We start from the raw sequence: 18,392 nt of genomic DNA on the forward strand, positions 1-18,392 counted from the left end.
TAACAACATTGGTGCAGGACGAGGGAGGGTTCCTTAGGGGAAACCCGAGTAGCACAAAATTTCTGCTGAAATTTTGGGCGTCTGCACCTCTATTGTTGTTATTTTCAATTCAGGCGTTAGAAACAATTTTTGGATGAAGCCATTTTTTGCATAAGCTTTATAAAATGTTCCCTACTCCACAAACAAAGATGCAGTGATATGCCGGAAATGTAGGTAACGGCTTACCTGAATCCGTGCATCGAGCATACGACGTATAAAAAAATAAGCAAGAAAACATAACTTCCCAGAAAGGGAGCAGAGAAGGAGGCCAACATGGGATTATACCAACAGGTACGAGAGCTGTGGAAACAGCCAAAAGCAAATCTTGGTGAGCTCTGGAGACAACGATTAATCCGGTGGAGAAGAGAGCCTGCAACTATTCGTATTGAACATCCAACGAGGATAGATCGTGCGCGTTCTTTGGGATACAAAGCAAAGCAGGGAATCCTTGTGGTGAGACAACGACTTCTGAGAGGAGGCCATCAACGACCAACAATCCGATCTGGACGAAGGCCAAAACACTTTAGACGCCATATGGTCCTTGATAAGAGCTATCAGCGCATTGCAGAAGAGAGGGCTAATCAAAAATATCCTAACTGTGAAGTGCTTAACAGCTATCAGGTGGCAAAGGATGGTAAGTACTACTGGTATGAAATCATCCTCCTTGACCGAAACCATCCAGGGATTCTTAGCGATCCACGTTTTTCATGGATCAATGAACCACAACATCGCGGAAGGGCTTTTCGAGGCTTAACAAGTTCAGGAAGAAAAGGACGTGGTATCCGTGGAAGAAAGGGCAAGGGTGCTGAAAAAGTCAGACCAAGTAAAGCAGCCGCTTACCAACGGAAAGTAAACCACCAGTTTAAGTAAATGATCTTTTTATTTCTCTTTTTTCTTTATTTGTTTCTTCTCTAACCATTTTACAGGCATAACAAATGTTTTTATATCCTGTCCTTCTTTACGATAAAATTACTAGTATGAGTGTGACTTGCTATAAGTCAAATGTGTAAGCATGGTGATTCCTATTGAAGATTTGACAAAAAAAGAGAGCTTTCCAGAAAATAGGGTAATACAACCACTACAACCAGATCTACACCATCAAGAACCCCTTGATCCACGACATTTCTTTAGACTTCCTGATGGTTCTGTATTGAGAACGCTTCATGATTTACGGGAAAAACTGCCACGAATGGACGAGGCAACCTTTCGGTGGCACGTCAATGAGCACAAAAATGATTTTGCTTCATGGATTCAAGACATCTTTAAGCATGAAGACCTTGCACAGGCGATTTCTCATTGTCAGACAAAAGAGGCCATGATAACGGTGCTTGAAGCTCATGCAACACAACAACATCGTGATCTTCTTGTGCAACCATCAATTCATCAGCTTCAACAGCACATGCCTCCCCCCCCACCCGCTCCTCCACCTATTCCTTCACTAACTCCCTTACCACAAGCGGATGAACATGATGAGGTTACCGAGCTCTTTACTCAGGAACAGAGCAATATAGACACACCGAGCACCGATTTCTTAAAGCTACGATTAGCGCAATACCAAGAGCGAAAAGAAGTACAGCAACGACAAGGAGAACAACATGCAACTCCGAAACATGTTCCTTCATTCCTTGAACCGCCTGCACCAAGAAAAAAGGCTATGACGTACCATATCACCTTTGTACGTGACTTAAAGCGTGAGCTCCGTATCAAAGAAATGATCCTTGCACTTTTTGTTTATTTGCTGACCTTGTTCCTCATGCTCGTTACCAAGGGAAAAATTACTGAAGGTCTCTTGCTCAGCTATGGCTGGTATCTTTTTGCAGTATTTACGACCATCATATTAGTGATTCTTGCTACGATTAACTGGGCAATTTACTTTGGTGTCCATAAAGCATACACGACAGAACATGAAAGCCTGTTTGCAATGTCACACACTGGACTAACCGTTGCCCTTTTCTCTGATGTGCTTATTTTAGTACCCGTAACCCTGTTTACCATCCTTGGTCCCATTACCGCAACCACATTTCAATCCAGCGTCATTATCATGCTCATCATGATTGTTGTTGTTTCTTTCGTGCTTATGGTTATCATCACCGATTCTACCTTCAATCGGTTGAAAAAACGATTAACACTACGTGAAGAGCTGGAAAACAGAAAGAATATTCTTGTCGGTTAAAAGTTTGATTCTAAACATCCCATTCTTAGGACGCACGCCACGCCGATGGCGGCGCTGTGATAGAATAAGGTTTACTTTGCACGGTTACCTACTGCAGTAAGTGATTTCCTGAGTTTTTCTATTCGCTCGCTGTTCCGTTGATGTTTTTTGTTCAGTTCCTCAACAAGGCAGGTAAGATACCTTTGATCAACAAGGAGCTTTCCTTCTTTTGCGAGAAGCATTTCAAGGAAATCAGTCCCAATCATCTCTACCATCATTTTTGTTCCACAGGCAATAATTCCTGATTTCTTTAACCCGCAGGAAGAACAACAGGCCATGATACTTTTGGCAGCAGCAAGATCACGACATCTTACGTGGACAATCAATGGCTCAAATTTTACCCAGACCGGGTCTTCAGGAAGAGAAACCAATGCACGCTGAAGCTCAGCAAGCGTAACACCGCTATGACTCACCAATAACCAGACCGCTTCATGCTTTTTTCTGCTTGAAGGAAGGGCATACACCATACTTCTTCCTGCACAAGAACTAGTGGTAAAGTAATCACGGTGTTGATTGAATAAGGTAATGATCTCTTTGATTTCAGGATCAACATCTCCTTTCTTACTTTTATCTTTCTTCTGTAAGACTCCCTGCTTATCACTATCAAAAGGCATGGAAAGGAGAAAGCAAGAGACGTTTAAATAGCTTCACTTATTTATCCGTTTTTGATCAATAAAGGCCCGCATGGTCTCAACAAAATCTTGGGCTTCACGAGCATATCGATCATATTCTTCGCCAGAGATCTCTTTAATTTCACGATGGACAATCATCTTGGTGAGTTTGTAAAACTCTCGCATAGTATGGACATACCGTTCATGGAGCAATTTTTTCTTGACCATTTTCTCATGAAGGATATCTGCCACATGTTCTGGGCTTGGAGGAACCTCTCCCAAGCGCATTAAGGCTGCATGAGCAGCATCAATCACTGCCCAATAGAGATCAATGGTTGCCTGCAGGAGATGCCATTTTGAGTTGTGTAATGTTCTTGGAGCTCTCGTGAAATAAGTCCAAATACTTTCCTCGGATGGTCGCATTCTTCCTTGAAACAACAGTAACTGGAGTGGATCAAAGAAACCAGTATCAATCAAGGCAACCCCTTCACGGAGGATATTAACCCCAATAGGATCTCCAGCTCTGATATATTCCCAGAAGCTTGTTAATTTCATAGTTGTGACATGAATCCTTATCGAGGTACGCAGTAAGGTCTTTTCCGTAATGATACGATAAGCCTCAACCATCTCAGCAGTAAGAATGATAGAGACATCATCAACAATAACTAACAGATCAATATCGCTCTGGGGAGAGGTTGTTCCCCTGGTCTGGCTACCAAAAAGAACAACAGCCTTTAACATATTGCCAAATTCCTTATAGATCTTTTTGGTAAACTCTCGTGCCAACTGTAGATCTTCATGCTGATATCTCTGCTCAATTTGTTTCTTTCGCTCGTGGATCCTGAAGTCCATAGAACAGTCCTCTCTCTTTTTGTTCATCATAACTCCAGCGAGCTTTATTAAGCTTTGTGACTATTCTCAAAGGGTAAATTGATGGAAGAACACTGAAGTCCCCGGAAAGCGAATGGTAAGCACTAGATTTTTAAATCTCAAAGATCTTACAGGGTTATGCAACGCTACACGGTTATGAATAGCAAGGAAATCAAGGAACTGATGAAGGTTCTAGAAAAGGCTTATGGTTTCAGGGGAAAACTTGATTATGTTTCTCTGATGAATGAACATGAGCGAATTGTTTTAGTGAATAAAGAAGTTTTTAACGTAGAGCTTTCAAAACTGAAGATCGATGCTCTAGGGATGTATTTTGGTCAATATCATCATGGTACCTTACGCTTGAGCATTGAAGGCAGTCAGTGTATTGGAGCACAGTGTACCCACCATATCGTCGAACTACAGAGTAAAGAAGTCGTGGATTGGATTCGAGGAAACGATATAGCCAAAGAAGCTCCTGAAGGATTTGTGCTCGTAAAGCATAATAACGACTTTTATGGGTGTGGTAAGGCAAAACAGAATGTTATTCTTAACTTCGTGCCAAAGGAAAGGAGGGTGAAATAGAGTTCATTATTGTGGTGTTACCAACGACGACAATGTTTGTCCTGCCCTTGCCATAACTGTTTGATAACGAACGCGTGCAGGTAAGGGGAATGATGCTGCATTTCTTTCATAGAACGCAGTCGTGTAATTTCTCAAGGCATGGAAACGATCAAGAGCTTCTCGATAATCTCCGGTCATGTCAGAAGAAGGTGTTTGCATCAGACGGGTATAGGCGTCAAGCGCACGGAGATGTGCAACGAGCCCAATCTGATGCTGTAAGCGAAGCTCAGGATAATTACTCTCTTCTCGCAGGTGAAGATCTTTGAGCTGTCCATCAAAATAATTACTGAGAAACTGTTCATTCTCACAAGTATAGGCAACATCGCTGCCAAATCGTGGATCATCAGTAAAGGCAATAACATCTGTATAAAGTATTCGAAGCGATTCAAGATTCTGTTCTAAAGTGTGTAAGCGTGCTTTTTGTGTTTGACAATGGGAACATTGGTTATCTCGGTACATCTGCTCTGAGATTCCAGCAAGGCCATGTGCCTGTCTTAAGAGTCGTTGAATATGTTGTGTTGTTTGAATAGTATGCATATCAATCCCATTTGCTTCACTGGATCCTGCAGGAGAAGATGGAAAAAAGGTCTCCAAGGGAAGCGTTAGGTAGTATTCGATGACCCGATTATAGCCTTGAATCATGCTGCACATCTCTCTAGAGAACTGAGTTTTGTAGGCATCAGTTTTCTTTGCATCATATCCCAATTCCCTGTGAATGAACACTCCAAGGGCTTGATCAAAATCTGTAGGAGAAGCATTATGTGAACTCAATGATCGAAGGCGGCGAAAGATAAAATCAACAAGGCGATACTGTCGTTCAAGGACGACTTCCTCGACAGAAGGAAAAAAACATTCTGCTAAGAGTGCGTTCACCCTTTCTGCAACGCCTTCATAAAGAGGTCCATAGGTTTCATCTCTCATCAAGGTTTGCCAGGAAGCACGGGAAAGTCGATGATGGCCATTTGCTCCTAGAGCACTTATTGCGTGATTTGGCCAGTCACCCCATCTTACATCGATGGTAAATGGTCGCGGACCTAATGCCACAATACGATCATAACCCTCTGCATAGTCACGGGCATCAGCCTTCCATGTTCTTCCAGCAAGTGAAGGCGTAGGATCAGCACCGCTCCTAATACGATTCGCTTTTACGCTTCGATAACGACCGCCGCCAAGGGCATCATTAATAACCCTTTCAACACCGATATTACTTCCTGGTTGTGAGTGATATGTTCGATGACCCATAGCAGCCACCCCAAGAATATCAGTAATAAAAACGTCATTCCATTCCAATGGTTTTGGTTCATGCGCCCCACTTCCTGACGGCAAATGATTAGGAAGTTGAGACCTAAGAAGCCCTGCAAGATGCGTAACAACCTTTTCGGTTATTTTTCTTGAAGTTTTAATACGGAGAACTGTTCCATCTAAAGGAGCATGCTTTTCATCAGAACAACCATCAGCACAATGAATATCATAAGGCTCTCGCTTTCTTGTAAACATAGCCATATTTCGTGGAACGACTTGTCTGAGTTCAGTTACATAGTCAGCATTAGATTGTGAAAAACGTTGGGGATACACAGGATGTACGTAAAAGAAGTCTCTACCAATTTTTTCAAGTGTTCTTAAATACGTTTGGTAAGAATCAGTAAATCCTATGACTGCAGATGCGGAATTCCCAAAGTAATCAAGTGTTTGTTCAGCTCTTAATCCCCCTATGTCAAGCAGCTTATGACATAAATCATAAAAAGGACCAACATGGGCAACCATACTCTCATCAAATGCAGTGACAAATGCAGCCTGTTCTTGTGGATCAAGTAACAGTATTTGATCGATACCATCAATCTCTTCGAGATGAACAGGGCCGTGCCTTGACTCTCTTCTTTGAGAACTATACGAAGCATCTAAGCGTCGTAAGGTACCAAGAATACCATCTGCAAGAGGTTTTGGGAGAGGATCTGCTAAGTGTTGTACAGATTCCAATGTTGCTCCTTCACCTAAAAAGCCTTCAAACATTAACTTAAGGAGATGTGGACTCGTTTCATGACTGTCTACTATTGCCTCTTCTTGCATATACTTTCACGTCATTCTCTTGTTTTGTTTCTGGAGTTTCTCATTTAAATTATTTACCTACACCTTTTGTAAACTGCTCGTGAGGCGCAAAAGATTACATATTTAAACATGCTGACAGATGGATGTCACAAATGTATGTTCTTGTTTGATATCAGTCAGGTAATCATGAATACTTCCCAAACAATACTTCCCAAACTAATGGAAGAGCTTACTGTGAGGAATCATGAATATGACGGGCTTGGTCAGTGGTAAAGGTGAATTGGGGAACATACCAGTGATCATCGCGGATTCTTTCAAGGATTCGGTAAAACGCGAGTGCCATTTTGTATCGCTGATGCCTTACCTCAACACGTGGAGGATTTCTCGCGAAATCAAGGGCAATAACCGAAAATGCGCCGAGGATGCCATCAAAGTGATCGCCAAAATAACGATAGATCCCCATTCTTTCTGCAGTCTCTCCTTGAGTAGTAAGCCCATTGAGTCCACCCGCATCTTCATAGGCACTTAATGCATGTTGATACATTACCCTTCGTGGCCAGGACGTATGATTCTCCTCTCGCTTGAGGAATTGGTCTAAGGTGTCCAAACTTGCCTCCAAGAGTTCCCGATAATGGGGAATTTCTGATAATCGAGAAAAGTCACGTTGAATAACTGCTGCGCGAGCTTGATAACATCCCTTTGCTAGGCCTAAAAGGTAAATATTCTTAAAAAAATTAAAAAGTTGTCTCACTTCATCAAAAGCATCACCATTCGGCTGTCTACCCGTATAGGTTGTCCTCATGGTTCGTGTATTTCGTGCACGGTCGATGAACTTAATCATTTGAGCATCACGGTGGATTGCAGGGGTATATTCCGTTGAAGGAAAAGAATAGACGTCAGATGCAGATTCTCCCATCGCTAAACGGTGTTTTCCACTGTCAAAAAGTCTACCACCATAGGCAAAATAATTCATACTATGCGGAGCCGTTTCAAGGTCAACAATTGGACCAATCTTTCGGATTTCGTCCCGTAATGCTGCTCTCTCACTATCTGAAAATTGAACACCATCTGCACGTATGCGGGGTGAATCTAAGCACCCCTCCAAACTGTTCATAAGAGTCTGTAACGTAGTATAAACAGAATGACGGGATTGCTGTTCATAGCGCTGTCGATCAGTCTCAGGAATTTTCCACCAATGCTGTGGGATAAGCTTGTTTCCACTCGGCTTCTCCCTCCATGCATAATGACCATCTCGTAACATTTGGTCACGGATAGTTGTTTTGGTCGTCTCTTCAGGGAAATCATGATTTAAGCCACCCAAGAGAAGAGCAAGTTGAGCGGGCTGCGGTCTACCAGTATAGTCAACAATGCCCAAACGATATAATAGATGAAAAACCTCAAGGGGATGCCGGATGAAAAAAGAGGGTGAGGTCTTTAATTCTTTAAAGCCGTGTCCGACAATAGCACCACCAATACCATAGCGGAGAAGTTCAACCTCTGCAGGAGTATATCGCTGGTCAACACTAGGAGCTACTTCTTGTAAAATAGCCTCTGTTGCCCCAACAATAGAATCGCTACATAAAAAATAAGGAAGTGTCTCATCAAAAGCAATATATTTAGAAAAAAACTCGGTTTCATGGGGAGTACCTTCTGCTACGACAAAAGACGGTCTACGACCATATTGTCGCTCAGCTTCAGTCAAAATAGCCCTTATATGGGTATCTATCGTCGGAAGATGCAGACTTCCGTAAGATTCTCTTTCCTTATCAGCAATAGTTGTTTGAGGAGACATAAAGAAAGGCGCAGAAATAAGTGCTCCTTATAAATCTACTCACTTTTTGGTGCTAAAATTCCAGTGCTTGTCTCCTACAAAGTGAAGATTACGGATGATCTTTCCTTCGGTGATGTTTTGAAATTCCTGCCATGCGTACAGTGCTTTGCCAATTGCCAATGGTCTACCATGATTTTGATCAATGATAGTTACCATATCGTCCTTTACGATAGCTGCATCCGCTGTAGTAATGCCTGGTCGCATAATATCTGCACCATTCGCAACAAACTTCACCGCACCCATATCTATGGTTACGGTCTTCAAGAAATTGCTCTGCAAGACGAGTTTAAGGCTCGGAATCAGTTCTCCCTGTAGCCAAAAAAAAGCCACATTGCCATCAATAAAAAGATAGGTGTCTCCGATTAATTCGATAACAACATTCTTGTCGTATTTATCAAAAAAATCTTGGAGTCCATAACGTGTTGTAAGAAGCGTTTGCAATTCTTTGAGTTCTTTTTTTCGCAAACGAAGACGTTTCATAATGGAACAATCCTCACCGTCATTTTCGCAGTTGCATTCTGGAGTTTTTCTACGAACGCTCTCTTCAGATCAATGGCAGCTTTGGTAGCATGAATGGCAAATGTTCTCTCGGAGGTAAACGCACTTTTTCGAATGACCATTTCAGTAGGACTCGTAAAGGAAGCATGATACTCAGCATGTATCTCTTCCTCGATATCCTCAAGGGAAAGCATCAGTTTTATTTTCTGGAATGACACGGGAGGTAAATGAATGGGAAACTGAAAATTCGCACGAACGCCGATAATACACGTGCCTCGCACCGTCATCTCTCCTTCTTTGGTAAACTCAAAGGTCGTTGAATGTGTCGCACGGATATGGGGATGACCCCAACAGTGAAAGACCATCATGTTCATAGACTATCTACCCTATGCGGACATCGTTCCCTACGCCTCTTGTTTGTTCAGCGAGGAAGCAAATCTTCGATAGGCCGTTTTTCTTTAGTCTTTGTTGACTGCGGTGTTGATTGTTGTCCCTTCTCTGACTCTTTGGCGAGATCAACACCAAGATCTTGAAGTCCTTTAACATGCATCTGCATGAGTTGTTCCACAATCTGTAAGATTCGTAAGAGTTCTTGTCGCTCTTTTGCAAGGGTTGATAATGCACCTTTATGAAATCCAACTTGTTGCTCTTGACTTATCTCTGATGCTGACGCTGCTTTCTTATGCTCTACCATTTTTTCCTCCATAACACCGGTTGATACTGATAAGGGTAAGTGTTACCATACGTACAAGGAAAAATAACCCGCTCTATTTAAAAGTATTCATAATAACTCTTATAAACACCATCTTCTTTCTTGTTTTCATGATTCTGGGAAGGATTATTGGAAAAGTGACAACGACAAGTTTTCAGTTTCTGGTAGAGCAAGAAACAAAAAAACTCTCTTTTGTCCAAGTTCTTCATGAACATCATGGCGCAGTACTCTGTCAAGTCGCGGAACTTGTTCGTGATGCAGAAAAAACCATTGCGAGCTGTTTTATTCTTGGTTATGTGGATGAGCGTGGCAGAATCAAAGGGATCATGACCCCCTTTGAACCAGGAACAGAAGTGCTTATTGCAGAAGACAAACTGATTCAGGCAATTATTACCTTGGGCAACAAACACTCTGGTGCTTATGTTGGCAAGCTTGAAGGTAAAGACATACCTGTCTTTCTTGATCTCAATAAACTGCTTACCAAACATGTTGCTGTACTTGCGAAAAGTGGTTCAGGCAAATCCTACATTGTGGGAACGCTTCTCGAAGAGATGATGGAAAAGAAGATACCATTACTCATTATTGACCCTCACGGCGAGTATGGAACCTTGCGCGAGCCAAATGAGAATAGTGAGGATAAGCTTCAGATGCATTCTTTTGGTATTACCCAGAAAGGCTATGAACAACAAGTCAAGGAATTTGGAGATCCTCAGCTTCTTGGTGATGTTACACCCCTACGACTGGATCAACATCTTACGCCAGAAGAACTACTTCATATACTCCCAACAAAACTCTCCAATAGCCAACGCTCACTCTTGTACAATGCCATGAAACAAGCCATTCCCTTGACGCTGACTAATCTTCTCTTTGCACTTGAGCAGGAAGAAAGTAGCTTGAAATACACCCTCATCAGCGTCATTGATCAGGTACACAAAACAGGACTCTTTTCCCTCGACCCGACACCATATCATGAACTCGTCCAGCCAGGAAGATGTTCGATTCTTAATATGAAAGGTACTCTCCCCGAATTTCAGGAGATCATTGCTTACAAGATACTCAAGGATCTTTTTGAAGAAAGAAAAAAGGAGAAGATCCCTCCATTTTTTACAGTTATCGAAGAGGCGCATGCCTTTATGCCAGAGCGGAGTTTTGGTGAGGCAAAATCTTCAAAAATATTACGCAGCATTGCCTCTGAAGGCAGAAAATTCGGCTTTGGATTATGCGTTATTTCTCAACGACCTGCCCGTATTGATAAAAATATCTTAAGTCAATGTACCACACAGATTATTCTAAAGGTGACTAACCCTCAGGATTTACGCGCCATCATGAGCTCAGTTGAGGGTATTACTGTTGAATCAGAAGAAACCATTAAAAATCTGGCCATAGGCCAAGCCATGATTACCGGAATTGTTGATATGCCGTTAGTCATTGCGGTGCGACCTCGACGGACAAAACATGGTGGAGAGGCTATTGACATTCTTGAACCACAGGAAGAAACCTTTGCAGAAAAACTAGAGTCTTTTACGCAAAAAGAGTACCTACCCATCATCAAACCAAAGATTACACCGAACGATCTTCTGCTCATGACCTCAGTTCCGCTCAGCATTCGTACGGTATTAGTCCCTGTACAGCTTTTTGTGTGCGAAGAAAAAGGGATGGAATACCAACTGTTGGTAGAGATGATGAATGGAACAGTTCTCACCGACATAGAGCAAGATCCCCTTAAAGGAAAAAAACTTCCCCCCATTCACACATTAACAGCAACAGAGATGCAGATATTGAAAGAAGCATTTCACCTCAAAACATTTAGCTTTGCACAATTTCTGGAGACAACTGCTCATAAAACAGTAGCAAGGGAACATCTGACTTCACTCGTCAACAAACAGTTCCTTATTCTTCAGGGTGAGAACTATACGTTAAATGATGAGATTATCTTGACAAATCTTAGCATTCATCAACAGCGCTACAGTGTCCATTTCCAGCATATTTCGTACGATGAAAAACTCATGGCAACGCAGAACATTGCAGAAGTTATGGCAACACTTGCAAGGTTTACCACCATTAAAGATCATCGAGACAGTTATCTTGTTCATTACCAGGCAACACCACAGCTGAAAAATAAAGCGTCCGTAGTTGTTGAATAGGTACAAAAGTAGTTTAAACGAACAGAGGAAGGTTTTTATAGGAAGGTATATCCCTCATAATTGAGGGGATGCCGGAGTGGCCAAACGGGATGGACTCAAGTTCCTTGAGAAAGTTCTTCAAAACATATCAAGGATAAGTCATCCATTGGCTTAGTGCCTACTGGGGTTCGAATCCCCATCCCCTCATTCATGTTCTTTTATTCAGCATAAAAACCCAGCATAAGGTTTATAAAACAATCATTATCCCCACGTAACCATCTGATCTCATAATTATAGTTACCTCATTTATCCATTAATTGTTAAAATTGGAAAAAGATTTATATTCTCAACCTCTCTTCAAATAAAGAATGGACAAAATAGAGTATCCTACAGTGGATTAAAAATGGTAAAATCAGACAATTTGAACGATGAAAAAGCAAAAATCGTTATCGATGAAATACGGAAATTCAAAGAATTAGTAAAGGGACACAAAAAGCTGCTTCATGCAATTGGTAAGCTATAAGAGAGCTGAGAGACCTCACTATCCTTGCTGTTCTTCATAGAGCAAAAAGATCCTCCCGTGTTATGGTCTCAACCATCTGATCTCATAATAGGTAACGTCACCTTCTTCATCAACTACGCCGATGAGTAATCGCTTTCTCGTACTATGGGCAACTCTGTTTTTGGCAGAAAATTCATACCAAGTACTCGTTTCTGCTTCATGAACAGGATAAACAATCCATCGTGCATGATCCTCTCCTGGTTTAACACCCCGATCATAGACACGGAAGTCTGCACCAAATTTCAATGCAGTCTTGACAATATAGCCCCTATTTCTGAGGTCTTTAAACACGCAATACCTTATCCAGAAATTAGGTTCATGCTTTTGTGCTTTTTTAAGGTAACGTTCAAAACTGAGTTCTTTACCACGACCATCAACAACGACAAGACGCTTCTTGTCCATAAGATAGAGCCCTTCAAGTAATGAAAGCTGTACTTTACCATCCTCAAGCAGAGAACCAAATCTACTTTGGTTGTACAATTCTCTTGCCTCATCTGAATTTTCAGTAATAACTCGTTCGTGGGTAAACAAGGTCGTAATGGTCGATTTAGACATGCTAAATCATTAAAACGGCTCCTCTTTAAATAGTTTTGGGACAAAATCAAACAAGTGAACAAGAGGTGGAGAATTATGAAGCGAACATTTATATAACAAAAAGATAACAAGTTTACGCGAGAGGGGAGGAGGAAAAATGCACATCACGTTTTTGGGCACGAGTTGTATGGTGCCAACCAAAGAACGGAATCATTCAGGGATCTTCTTAGAGTATGGTGCAGAAGGAATTCTCGTAGATTGTGGTGAAGGAATCCAACGCCAGATGAAGATAGCAGACATCAAACCAACGAAAGTTACCAAAATCCTCATCAGTCATTGGCATGGTGATCATGTCCTTGGTATTCCAGGACTCATGCAGACCTTGGCATCATCAGAATATGGAAAAACCTTGCAGATCTATGGCCCTAAAGGAACAGAACAACATATAGCGGCTATGTTCAAGGCATTTCTCTTTGACTGTAAAGTAGCGTTACAGGTTCATGAAGTGAACGAAGGAGTTATTATTGAACAGGATTCTTTTTCCGTTACTGCTTTACCGCTCAAACATGGTATTCCCTGTCTTGGTTTTCGATTCATAGAAGCTGATAAACGACGAATCAAAGTAGCTGCAGTGAGAAAGCTTGGCATTCCTGACGGTCCACTCTTAGGAAAACTCCAGGACAACAAGTCGATAACCTGGAAGGGAAAAACCTATTCGCCAGAAGAGCTTACCTATCTTGTCCCTGGGAAAAAAATTGCCTTTGTCATCGACACCGAATACTGCGCAAATGCCATTACCCTTGCCCAAGATGCAGATTTGCTTATCTGTGAGGCATCGTATACAAGCAACCTTGAAGAGAAAGCAAAGGAATACCATCATTTGACAGCCAAACAAGCAGGATTGATTGCAAATCGGGCAAATGTCAAAAAATTGATTTTAACTCACTTCTCCCAACGGTATAAAACAACCCAAGAGATTGAAGAAGATGCCCGTGACGTTTTCACGAATGTTAGCTGTGCCTATGATTTCATGAAGGTCAAAACTGTTTAGAACGAAGGTGTGCAATGGTCACTTCTCGGGGGACATACAGACGGGGTCGATAAAACCTTTCTTCTTCAATTTTCTCTGCCATCCGCAAAAAGACAATGGCATCCTTGTACAACTGACGCGTGTTGCTTGTACTTGGGGTTTCTCGTGCAATGTCCCGTGCAAGGACAGCATATGCAACAACGCGTGCATCAAAATATCTGCCAATTCTGGCTTCAAGAGGACGCCACCAGGGAAAGAGTGTTTCGCCTGGGTCTGTTAATTGATCAAGACCACCTCGCGCTTCATACTCCCTCAGAGTGTGATGATAGACAGGACGCCGGACAAAGCCCAATAACCCAAGGTTACCAGAAGCAGAGGTTACAAATGCAGACAACGCCTCTTTTGTTACGCGAAGAAGCTCTCTATAGTATGGTCCTTCAGGATCCAGATCAACAATTGACTGGGCTTCAGTAGGAATACGAGGTGCATAGTGCTGCAATGCTTCGGTTAAAAAAACAAGATTCTTGAAACCATTGAGAACCTGGCGTGCTGGTGCAAAGGGTTTGATTTTATTTGCTCGTCGATGATCTTGAGCATCAGGGGGAGTATAGAGCTGAACTCCTGGAGGAAGACCATATCCCAAGAGTGTTGCTGTATTATCAGCCCTGTCTAAAGGCTTTGCCATCTGGGCCCGTTCAAAAACAAATGATGTGTAGCCTCTTCTATCTAAGGCATAGAGGTATTCTGGATCAACGTTATCTCCCTGAGCTAAGCCATCCCATCTCCGTGAGGTATTGTACAACCGCAAAAAGTAGGTAAAATAGTCAGCATGCCATGGCCGTGTCATTAGATCGAGCACATAGGGAAGGGCTTTTATCCCACGATTAACCTCTCGCATGGTCTGTAGGAGAGCTCGAGGAACCTCATGGGCGTCATAATCTTCATATCCACAATCCCTGTAAAATTCTGGATCTTCTTTAATATTGTCACGAAAATCTGAAGCAATAGCCTCGAGCCATTCTTGGATTAATTCCTTTGTCTGCCGCATATAGACTCGTTGCTCTGCTTCTGGAAGATCATGCAGACTTTTTCCTGGTTTTTCTCGAGAAAAACGCTGCTTCATGACCTGTTTAACGTGATCCTCAACAACATCGTGCGTTTCAAGTACTGCAGTAGTTAACCAATCAGCTCCTTTTAAGGCAGACAATCTCCCTGTATCAAAGTGGTGCTGCGCATATAAAACACGAGCATCTGTTTTCCTGGTGTCCCATCCAGGACCGAGGATACCATAGAGCATGGCGAGCTGAAGCGCATCACGCTGCTGCCCACTATACTGAAGTGGAGCATCCTGAAGCAATAGTGTTGTCAGTTCATCAAGAGATTCACGATAGACATCATTATCACCACGAAGTTCAAGAAAATTCAGTCTGCCAAGGACAACTGCTCCTTTTGATGTGCTTCCTCCATCTCCGGGATAGACAAGGCCCAGTCGATCAGTTTCCTGAAGAATAGCCGCAAAGCAACGATGGGTTGCACGAAGAGTTTCTAGACGATCCACGACACACATCTCCAACAAGTGCTGAACAGCAGGAATTGTGCTCATAAACTGTGGAGAATATATAAACCTTGTTACTTTTTAGTACTCAGTGTAAAAGAAAGAGAAAAAAAATAAAACAAAGAAAACAGGTTAGTTAACAATCCACTTCTAATTCACTGGTAGTCTCATTAACTGTTATGATACAGCCACCCAATAGTAATCTTTCTCCTTCGAACTCCCGAGCTACTACCCTTGTGCCAGCCGTAATACCGCTCTGTAACATGGGGTTGCAGTCTCTTTCAGGGTATCCGGAAACACACAACGATGTGGTATATACATATGTAGCATTAAGGAGGTTTGTAGCCTTAACTACATCTGCATCAACAGTGGTCGCTTCAACCACTCCAGACTTAAGTACTTGAGTCTGTAAGAACCCTCCAACACCAGTGCCACCACAACCATTACCTTCAGGATGGAAACAGCCACTGATAGCATCAATCGATTTTGTTTCTACTTGGTTTGTAGCCTTAACTACATTCGCTTCAACGTTTTTTGCTTCACAGATGTCATCCCCATCACATGACGTTGCCTTTAGTTCTTTTTCTCCAAGTTCGACATTCTTCTTATATGCCTCACCGGTTGCACCTTTACTCGTGCATCCTGCAAGTAGCAGAATTCCTACAACTAGTGCCAACAGTATCACGCCGCTTTTCATTATTTCACCTCATTCTTTCCAAAAAGGTATCTAAAGGTATATTAGTATAGGTTATATATATATATATCTCTCTTTTAGTTCAAAGAATTCTCTCAAGGCGTTTCATTTATATAGGTTGCTAACACAATCGCAACCTTTATAAATAAGTAGGTATTTACCCACCTCTGACTTGACTATGGACCAATCAACCATCATTACCATCTTGAAGCAATGGAATCTGTGGGAGAAAGAGATAGATGTCGGTATCAAAAGAGAAGCCTACATTCAACAGATATTTCCCTACATGGAAAGAAAAGAAATTGTCACCTTAAAGGGAGTGAGAAGGGCAGGTAAATCCACGCTCATTAAACAACTGATGATCGAATTGATAAAACAAAAGAACGTTCACAAAAAACAGATCCTTTACCTTAATCTTGAAGATTATAATTTTGCCAATGATTTACGCCTTACACTTTTTGATGAGGTTCTTACGGCATATAAAACCTATTCAGGGAACAACAAAAAAATCTTTTTTTTTATTGATGAAATCCAAAAAATACCTCACTGGGAGGAATGGATCAGAACAAAATATGATTTAGAAGAGAACATCAAATTTATCGTAACTGGTTCATCAGCATCCTTACTTTCAAAAGAGTTCTCAACACTGTTAACCGGAAGAAATCTCTCCTTTGAGATCCAACCAATATCCTTCCAAGAGTTTCTCACGTTTGCACCAGATGCTTCACTTGAAGAGTATTTCTTGTATGGTGGTTTTCCTGAAGTGATATTGGAACCATCACCTGAAAAAAAGAGGTTCATTCTTCAACAGTACTTTGAAGACATTGTCCATAAAGACATTGTGGGAAGATATAACGTGAGAAACCCTAAACAGCTTCTTCAGATTGCACGCTATGTAGTAAGTACCTCTGGTTCAAAGGTAAGTATCAATAAACTTTCTCGTGTTTTTGGAATCTCGAAAGATACCATTGCTGAGTATATTTCCTATATGATTGATTGTTATCTTCTCGGTGAAGTCAATTATTTTTCGTATTCAGCAAAAATCCGCCATGATGTCACCAAACTGTCTAAACTCTATGCACTGGACAATGGGCTCATTAATGCCGTGAACATTAAATATTCACGAAACCTAGGTCAAATGTTTGAGAGCAGTACGTTTATAAAACTGCGAGGGTCATTTAAAGAGATCTACTATTGGTCAGAAATGACATCAGAGGTCGATTTTATTGTCAGTACCTTTGCCATTAATGTGACTTCAACCGATAATATTCCTCAGAGAGAAATACAAGGATTAGAGGACTTCAAAAAAAAACACAAGCAATTTTCAGCAATCTTGGTTACCAAATCAACCACCAAAGAGCACATGATTTCACTCCAAGATTTCCTTCTCAGGAGATTATAGCTTCAGCAGAATAAATAATGGAAATACAATCAAATCGTTCATTTATATAGGTTGCCAACACAATCGCAACCTACTTTGCAGCGAGTTTAATATCGCCAGCCTTTACCGTTTTTCTGCCTGCGTGGACTGCCAACTTCACGGCATTTGTTGCAATCTCTTCTGCAATGTCCTCAACAACATTCTTTAAGGCCAGTTTTGCATTATCAGAAACACGTTCTGCACCGATGTTTTTTAAGATTTTCTCCATCGCTGCCAATGGAATAAGGCGTTTTGACATCATGGATATCCCTCCGAATGCTCCTTCTGAGTATAGTAGTCTTAAATATCCTGCAATATTTAAATTTTTCGATCTTAGCGCTTTTTTTCTGGTTAAAGACCAAAAAAGAGCTTTTTTGGTTAAAAAAAGGATGATCTAAACGAGTAAAGGCACGAAAAGCCTATTTTATCCAAAAAAACGAAAAATATTTAAACCTTAATATCCTAAAATGAAGGAAAAGGGGTGTGTACACAATGAAACTATCGACGAAATTAATTGAGTCAGTAATCGAAGAAGTTGCAGGAAAGGATGTTATTCCTCTGGTATTAAGTCTTCGCAACAAAAAAAATGTTTCTGAATTCTCTATTGCCGACACACTGGCATTGGATATCAATGCAACACGAAATATGCTCTATCGCTTGCAGAGCAATAATCTGGTAACCTTCACCCGTAAAAAAGACACCAAAAAGGGATGGTATATCTATTATTGGACCATGAACTTGGCTCAGCTGAAAACACTCTTCCATGATCTCAAAAGAAAAAAACTTAAAACACTGAAAGAACGCCTGCAACGTGAAGAGGGCAATGATTTCTTCTCCTGTGCAAACAGATGCCTCCGTTTAGATTTCCACAACGCCACTGAGTTTGAATTCAAATGCCCAGAGTGTGGCGAAATGATGCACCAAATGGAAAATAGTGCATTTCTTGATAGCTTGCGAGAAGATATCAAGAAGCTAGAGATAGACTTAACAGGGTAATGATCAAGGTAGTTCGTTTCTTTTACCTCGTTTGTTCG

General features: G+C 41.5%; 18 protein-coding genes and 1 tRNA gene. 8 read left to right on the forward strand and 11 right to left on the reverse strand.

From position 1 onward, the window contains the following. Nucleotides 1-312 precede the first annotated feature (312 nt). Complete coding sequence (locus HYW21_05940) at nt 313-909, forward strand: 50S ribosomal protein L15e (GenBank protein MBI2548864.1); 597 nt, start codon at nt 313-315, stop codon at nt 907-909. 142 nt (nt 910-1,051) lie between these two features. Further along, nucleotides 1,052-2,212: a hypothetical protein gene (locus tag HYW21_05945; GenBank protein ID MBI2548865.1), complete on the forward strand. Its 1,161-nt coding sequence runs from the start codon at nt 1,052-1,054 to the stop codon at nt 2,210-2,212. Between the two features lie 71 nt (nt 2,213-2,283). On the opposite strand, the gene HYW21_05950 is transcribed toward HYW21_05945, so the two are convergent. Together HYW21_05950 and HYW21_05955 are read right to left on the reverse strand one after the other, a co-directional pair. Beyond that, complete coding sequence (locus HYW21_05950; GenBank protein MBI2548866.1) at nt 2,284-2,865, reverse strand: hypothetical protein; 582 nt, start codon at nt 2,863-2,865, stop codon at nt 2,284-2,286. A 33-nt stretch (nt 2,866-2,898) separates the two neighbouring features. After that, complete coding sequence (locus HYW21_05955) at nt 2,899-3,744, reverse strand: nucleotidyltransferase domain-containing protein (protein ID MBI2548867.1); 846 nt, start codon at nt 3,742-3,744, stop codon at nt 2,899-2,901. 126 nt (nt 3,745-3,870) lie between these two features. On the opposite strand from HYW21_05955, the gene HYW21_05960 reads away from it, so the two are divergent. After that, entirely contained in the window at nt 3,871-4,314 is a 444-nt protein-coding gene (locus tag HYW21_05960; protein ID MBI2548868.1) for a hypothetical protein, read from the forward strand. Between the two features lie 6 nt (nt 4,315-4,320). On the opposite strand, the gene HYW21_05965 is transcribed toward HYW21_05960, so the two are convergent. From HYW21_05965 to HYW21_05985, 5 genes are all read right to left on the reverse strand, one after another. After that, a complete protein-coding gene (locus HYW21_05965; GenBank protein ID MBI2548869.1) occupies nt 4,321-6,420 on the reverse strand; it encodes a hypothetical protein in 2,100 nt (699 codons plus the stop codon). 208 nt (nt 6,421-6,628) lie between these two features. Further along, complete coding sequence (locus HYW21_05970) at nt 6,629-8,191, reverse strand: hypothetical protein (protein MBI2548870.1); 1,563 nt, start codon at nt 8,189-8,191, stop codon at nt 6,629-6,631. Between the two features lie 39 nt (nt 8,192-8,230). Then, a complete protein-coding gene (locus HYW21_05975) occupies nt 8,231-8,710 on the reverse strand; it encodes an RNA-binding protein (protein MBI2548871.1) in 480 nt (159 codons plus the stop codon). Further along, a complete protein-coding gene (locus tag HYW21_05980) occupies nt 8,707-9,102 on the reverse strand; it encodes a DUF371 domain-containing protein (GenBank protein ID MBI2548872.1) in 396 nt (131 codons plus the stop codon). The genes HYW21_05975 and HYW21_05980 overlap by 4 nt, the downstream gene beginning before the upstream one ends. Nucleotides 9,103-9,149: 47 nt before the next feature. After that, nucleotides 9,150-9,422 carry a hypothetical protein gene (locus HYW21_05985; GenBank protein MBI2548873.1) on the reverse strand — a complete coding sequence of 91 codons (273 nt, stop codon included), beginning with the start codon at nt 9,420-9,422 and terminating at the stop codon, nt 9,150-9,152. Nucleotides 9,423-9,550: 128 nt separating this feature from the next. Here HYW21_05985 and HYW21_05990 point away from each other — a divergent pair, with 128 nt between their 5' ends. Further along, nucleotides 9,551-11,584 (forward strand): ATP-binding protein, encoded by a 2,034-nt coding sequence (locus HYW21_05990; GenBank protein MBI2548874.1) that lies wholly within the window; start codon nt 9,551-9,553, stop codon nt 11,582-11,584. A gap of 62 nt (nt 11,585-11,646) precedes the next feature. Next, nucleotides 11,647-11,770 (forward strand) — tRNA-Leu (locus tag HYW21_05995). A 376-nt stretch (nt 11,771-12,146) separates the two neighbouring features. Here HYW21_05995 and endA read toward each other — a convergent pair. Then, entirely contained in the window at nt 12,147-12,680 is a 534-nt protein-coding gene (gene endA / locus HYW21_06000; GenBank protein MBI2548875.1) for a tRNA-intron lyase, read from the reverse strand. Between the two features lie 136 nt (nt 12,681-12,816). Here endA and rnz point away from each other — a divergent pair, with 136 nt between their 5' ends. Next, complete coding sequence (gene rnz, locus HYW21_06005) at nt 12,817-13,710, forward strand: ribonuclease Z (protein MBI2548876.1); 894 nt, start codon at nt 12,817-12,819, stop codon at nt 13,708-13,710. Here the strand turns inward: rnz and HYW21_06010 are convergent. Together HYW21_06010 and HYW21_06015 are read right to left on the reverse strand one after the other, a co-directional pair. Beyond that, nucleotides 13,697-15,292 (reverse strand): hypothetical protein, encoded by a 1,596-nt coding sequence (locus HYW21_06010; GenBank protein ID MBI2548877.1) that lies wholly within the window; start codon nt 15,290-15,292, stop codon nt 13,697-13,699. The genes rnz and HYW21_06010 overlap by 14 nt on opposite strands. 88 nt (nt 15,293-15,380) lie before the next feature. Next, nucleotides 15,381-15,941, reverse strand: coding sequence for a hypothetical protein (locus HYW21_06015; protein MBI2548878.1), 561 nt, complete (start codon nt 15,939-15,941; stop codon nt 15,381-15,383). A gap of 169 nt (nt 15,942-16,110) precedes the next feature. On the opposite strand from HYW21_06015, the gene HYW21_06020 reads away from it, so the two are divergent. Further along, nucleotides 16,111-17,340, forward strand: coding sequence for an ATP-binding protein (locus HYW21_06020; protein MBI2548879.1), 1,230 nt, complete (start codon nt 16,111-16,113; stop codon nt 17,338-17,340). Between the two features lie 70 nt (nt 17,341-17,410). On the opposite strand, the gene HYW21_06025 is transcribed toward HYW21_06020, so the two are convergent. Beyond that, a complete protein-coding gene (locus HYW21_06025) occupies nt 17,411-17,617 on the reverse strand; it encodes a histone family protein (GenBank protein MBI2548880.1) in 207 nt (68 codons plus the stop codon). 233 nt (nt 17,618-17,850) lie between these two features. Between HYW21_06025 and HYW21_06030 the strand changes: the two genes are divergently transcribed. Continuing rightward, a complete protein-coding gene (locus HYW21_06030; GenBank protein MBI2548881.1) occupies nt 17,851-18,354 on the forward strand; it encodes a hypothetical protein in 504 nt (167 codons plus the stop codon). Nucleotides 18,355-18,392: the final 38 nt, after the last annotated feature.

It is taken from the genome of Candidatus Woesearchaeota archaeon (assembly GCA_016187565.1).
Lineage (GTDB): Archaea > Nanobdellota > Nanobdellia > Woesearchaeales > JACPJR01 > JACPJR01.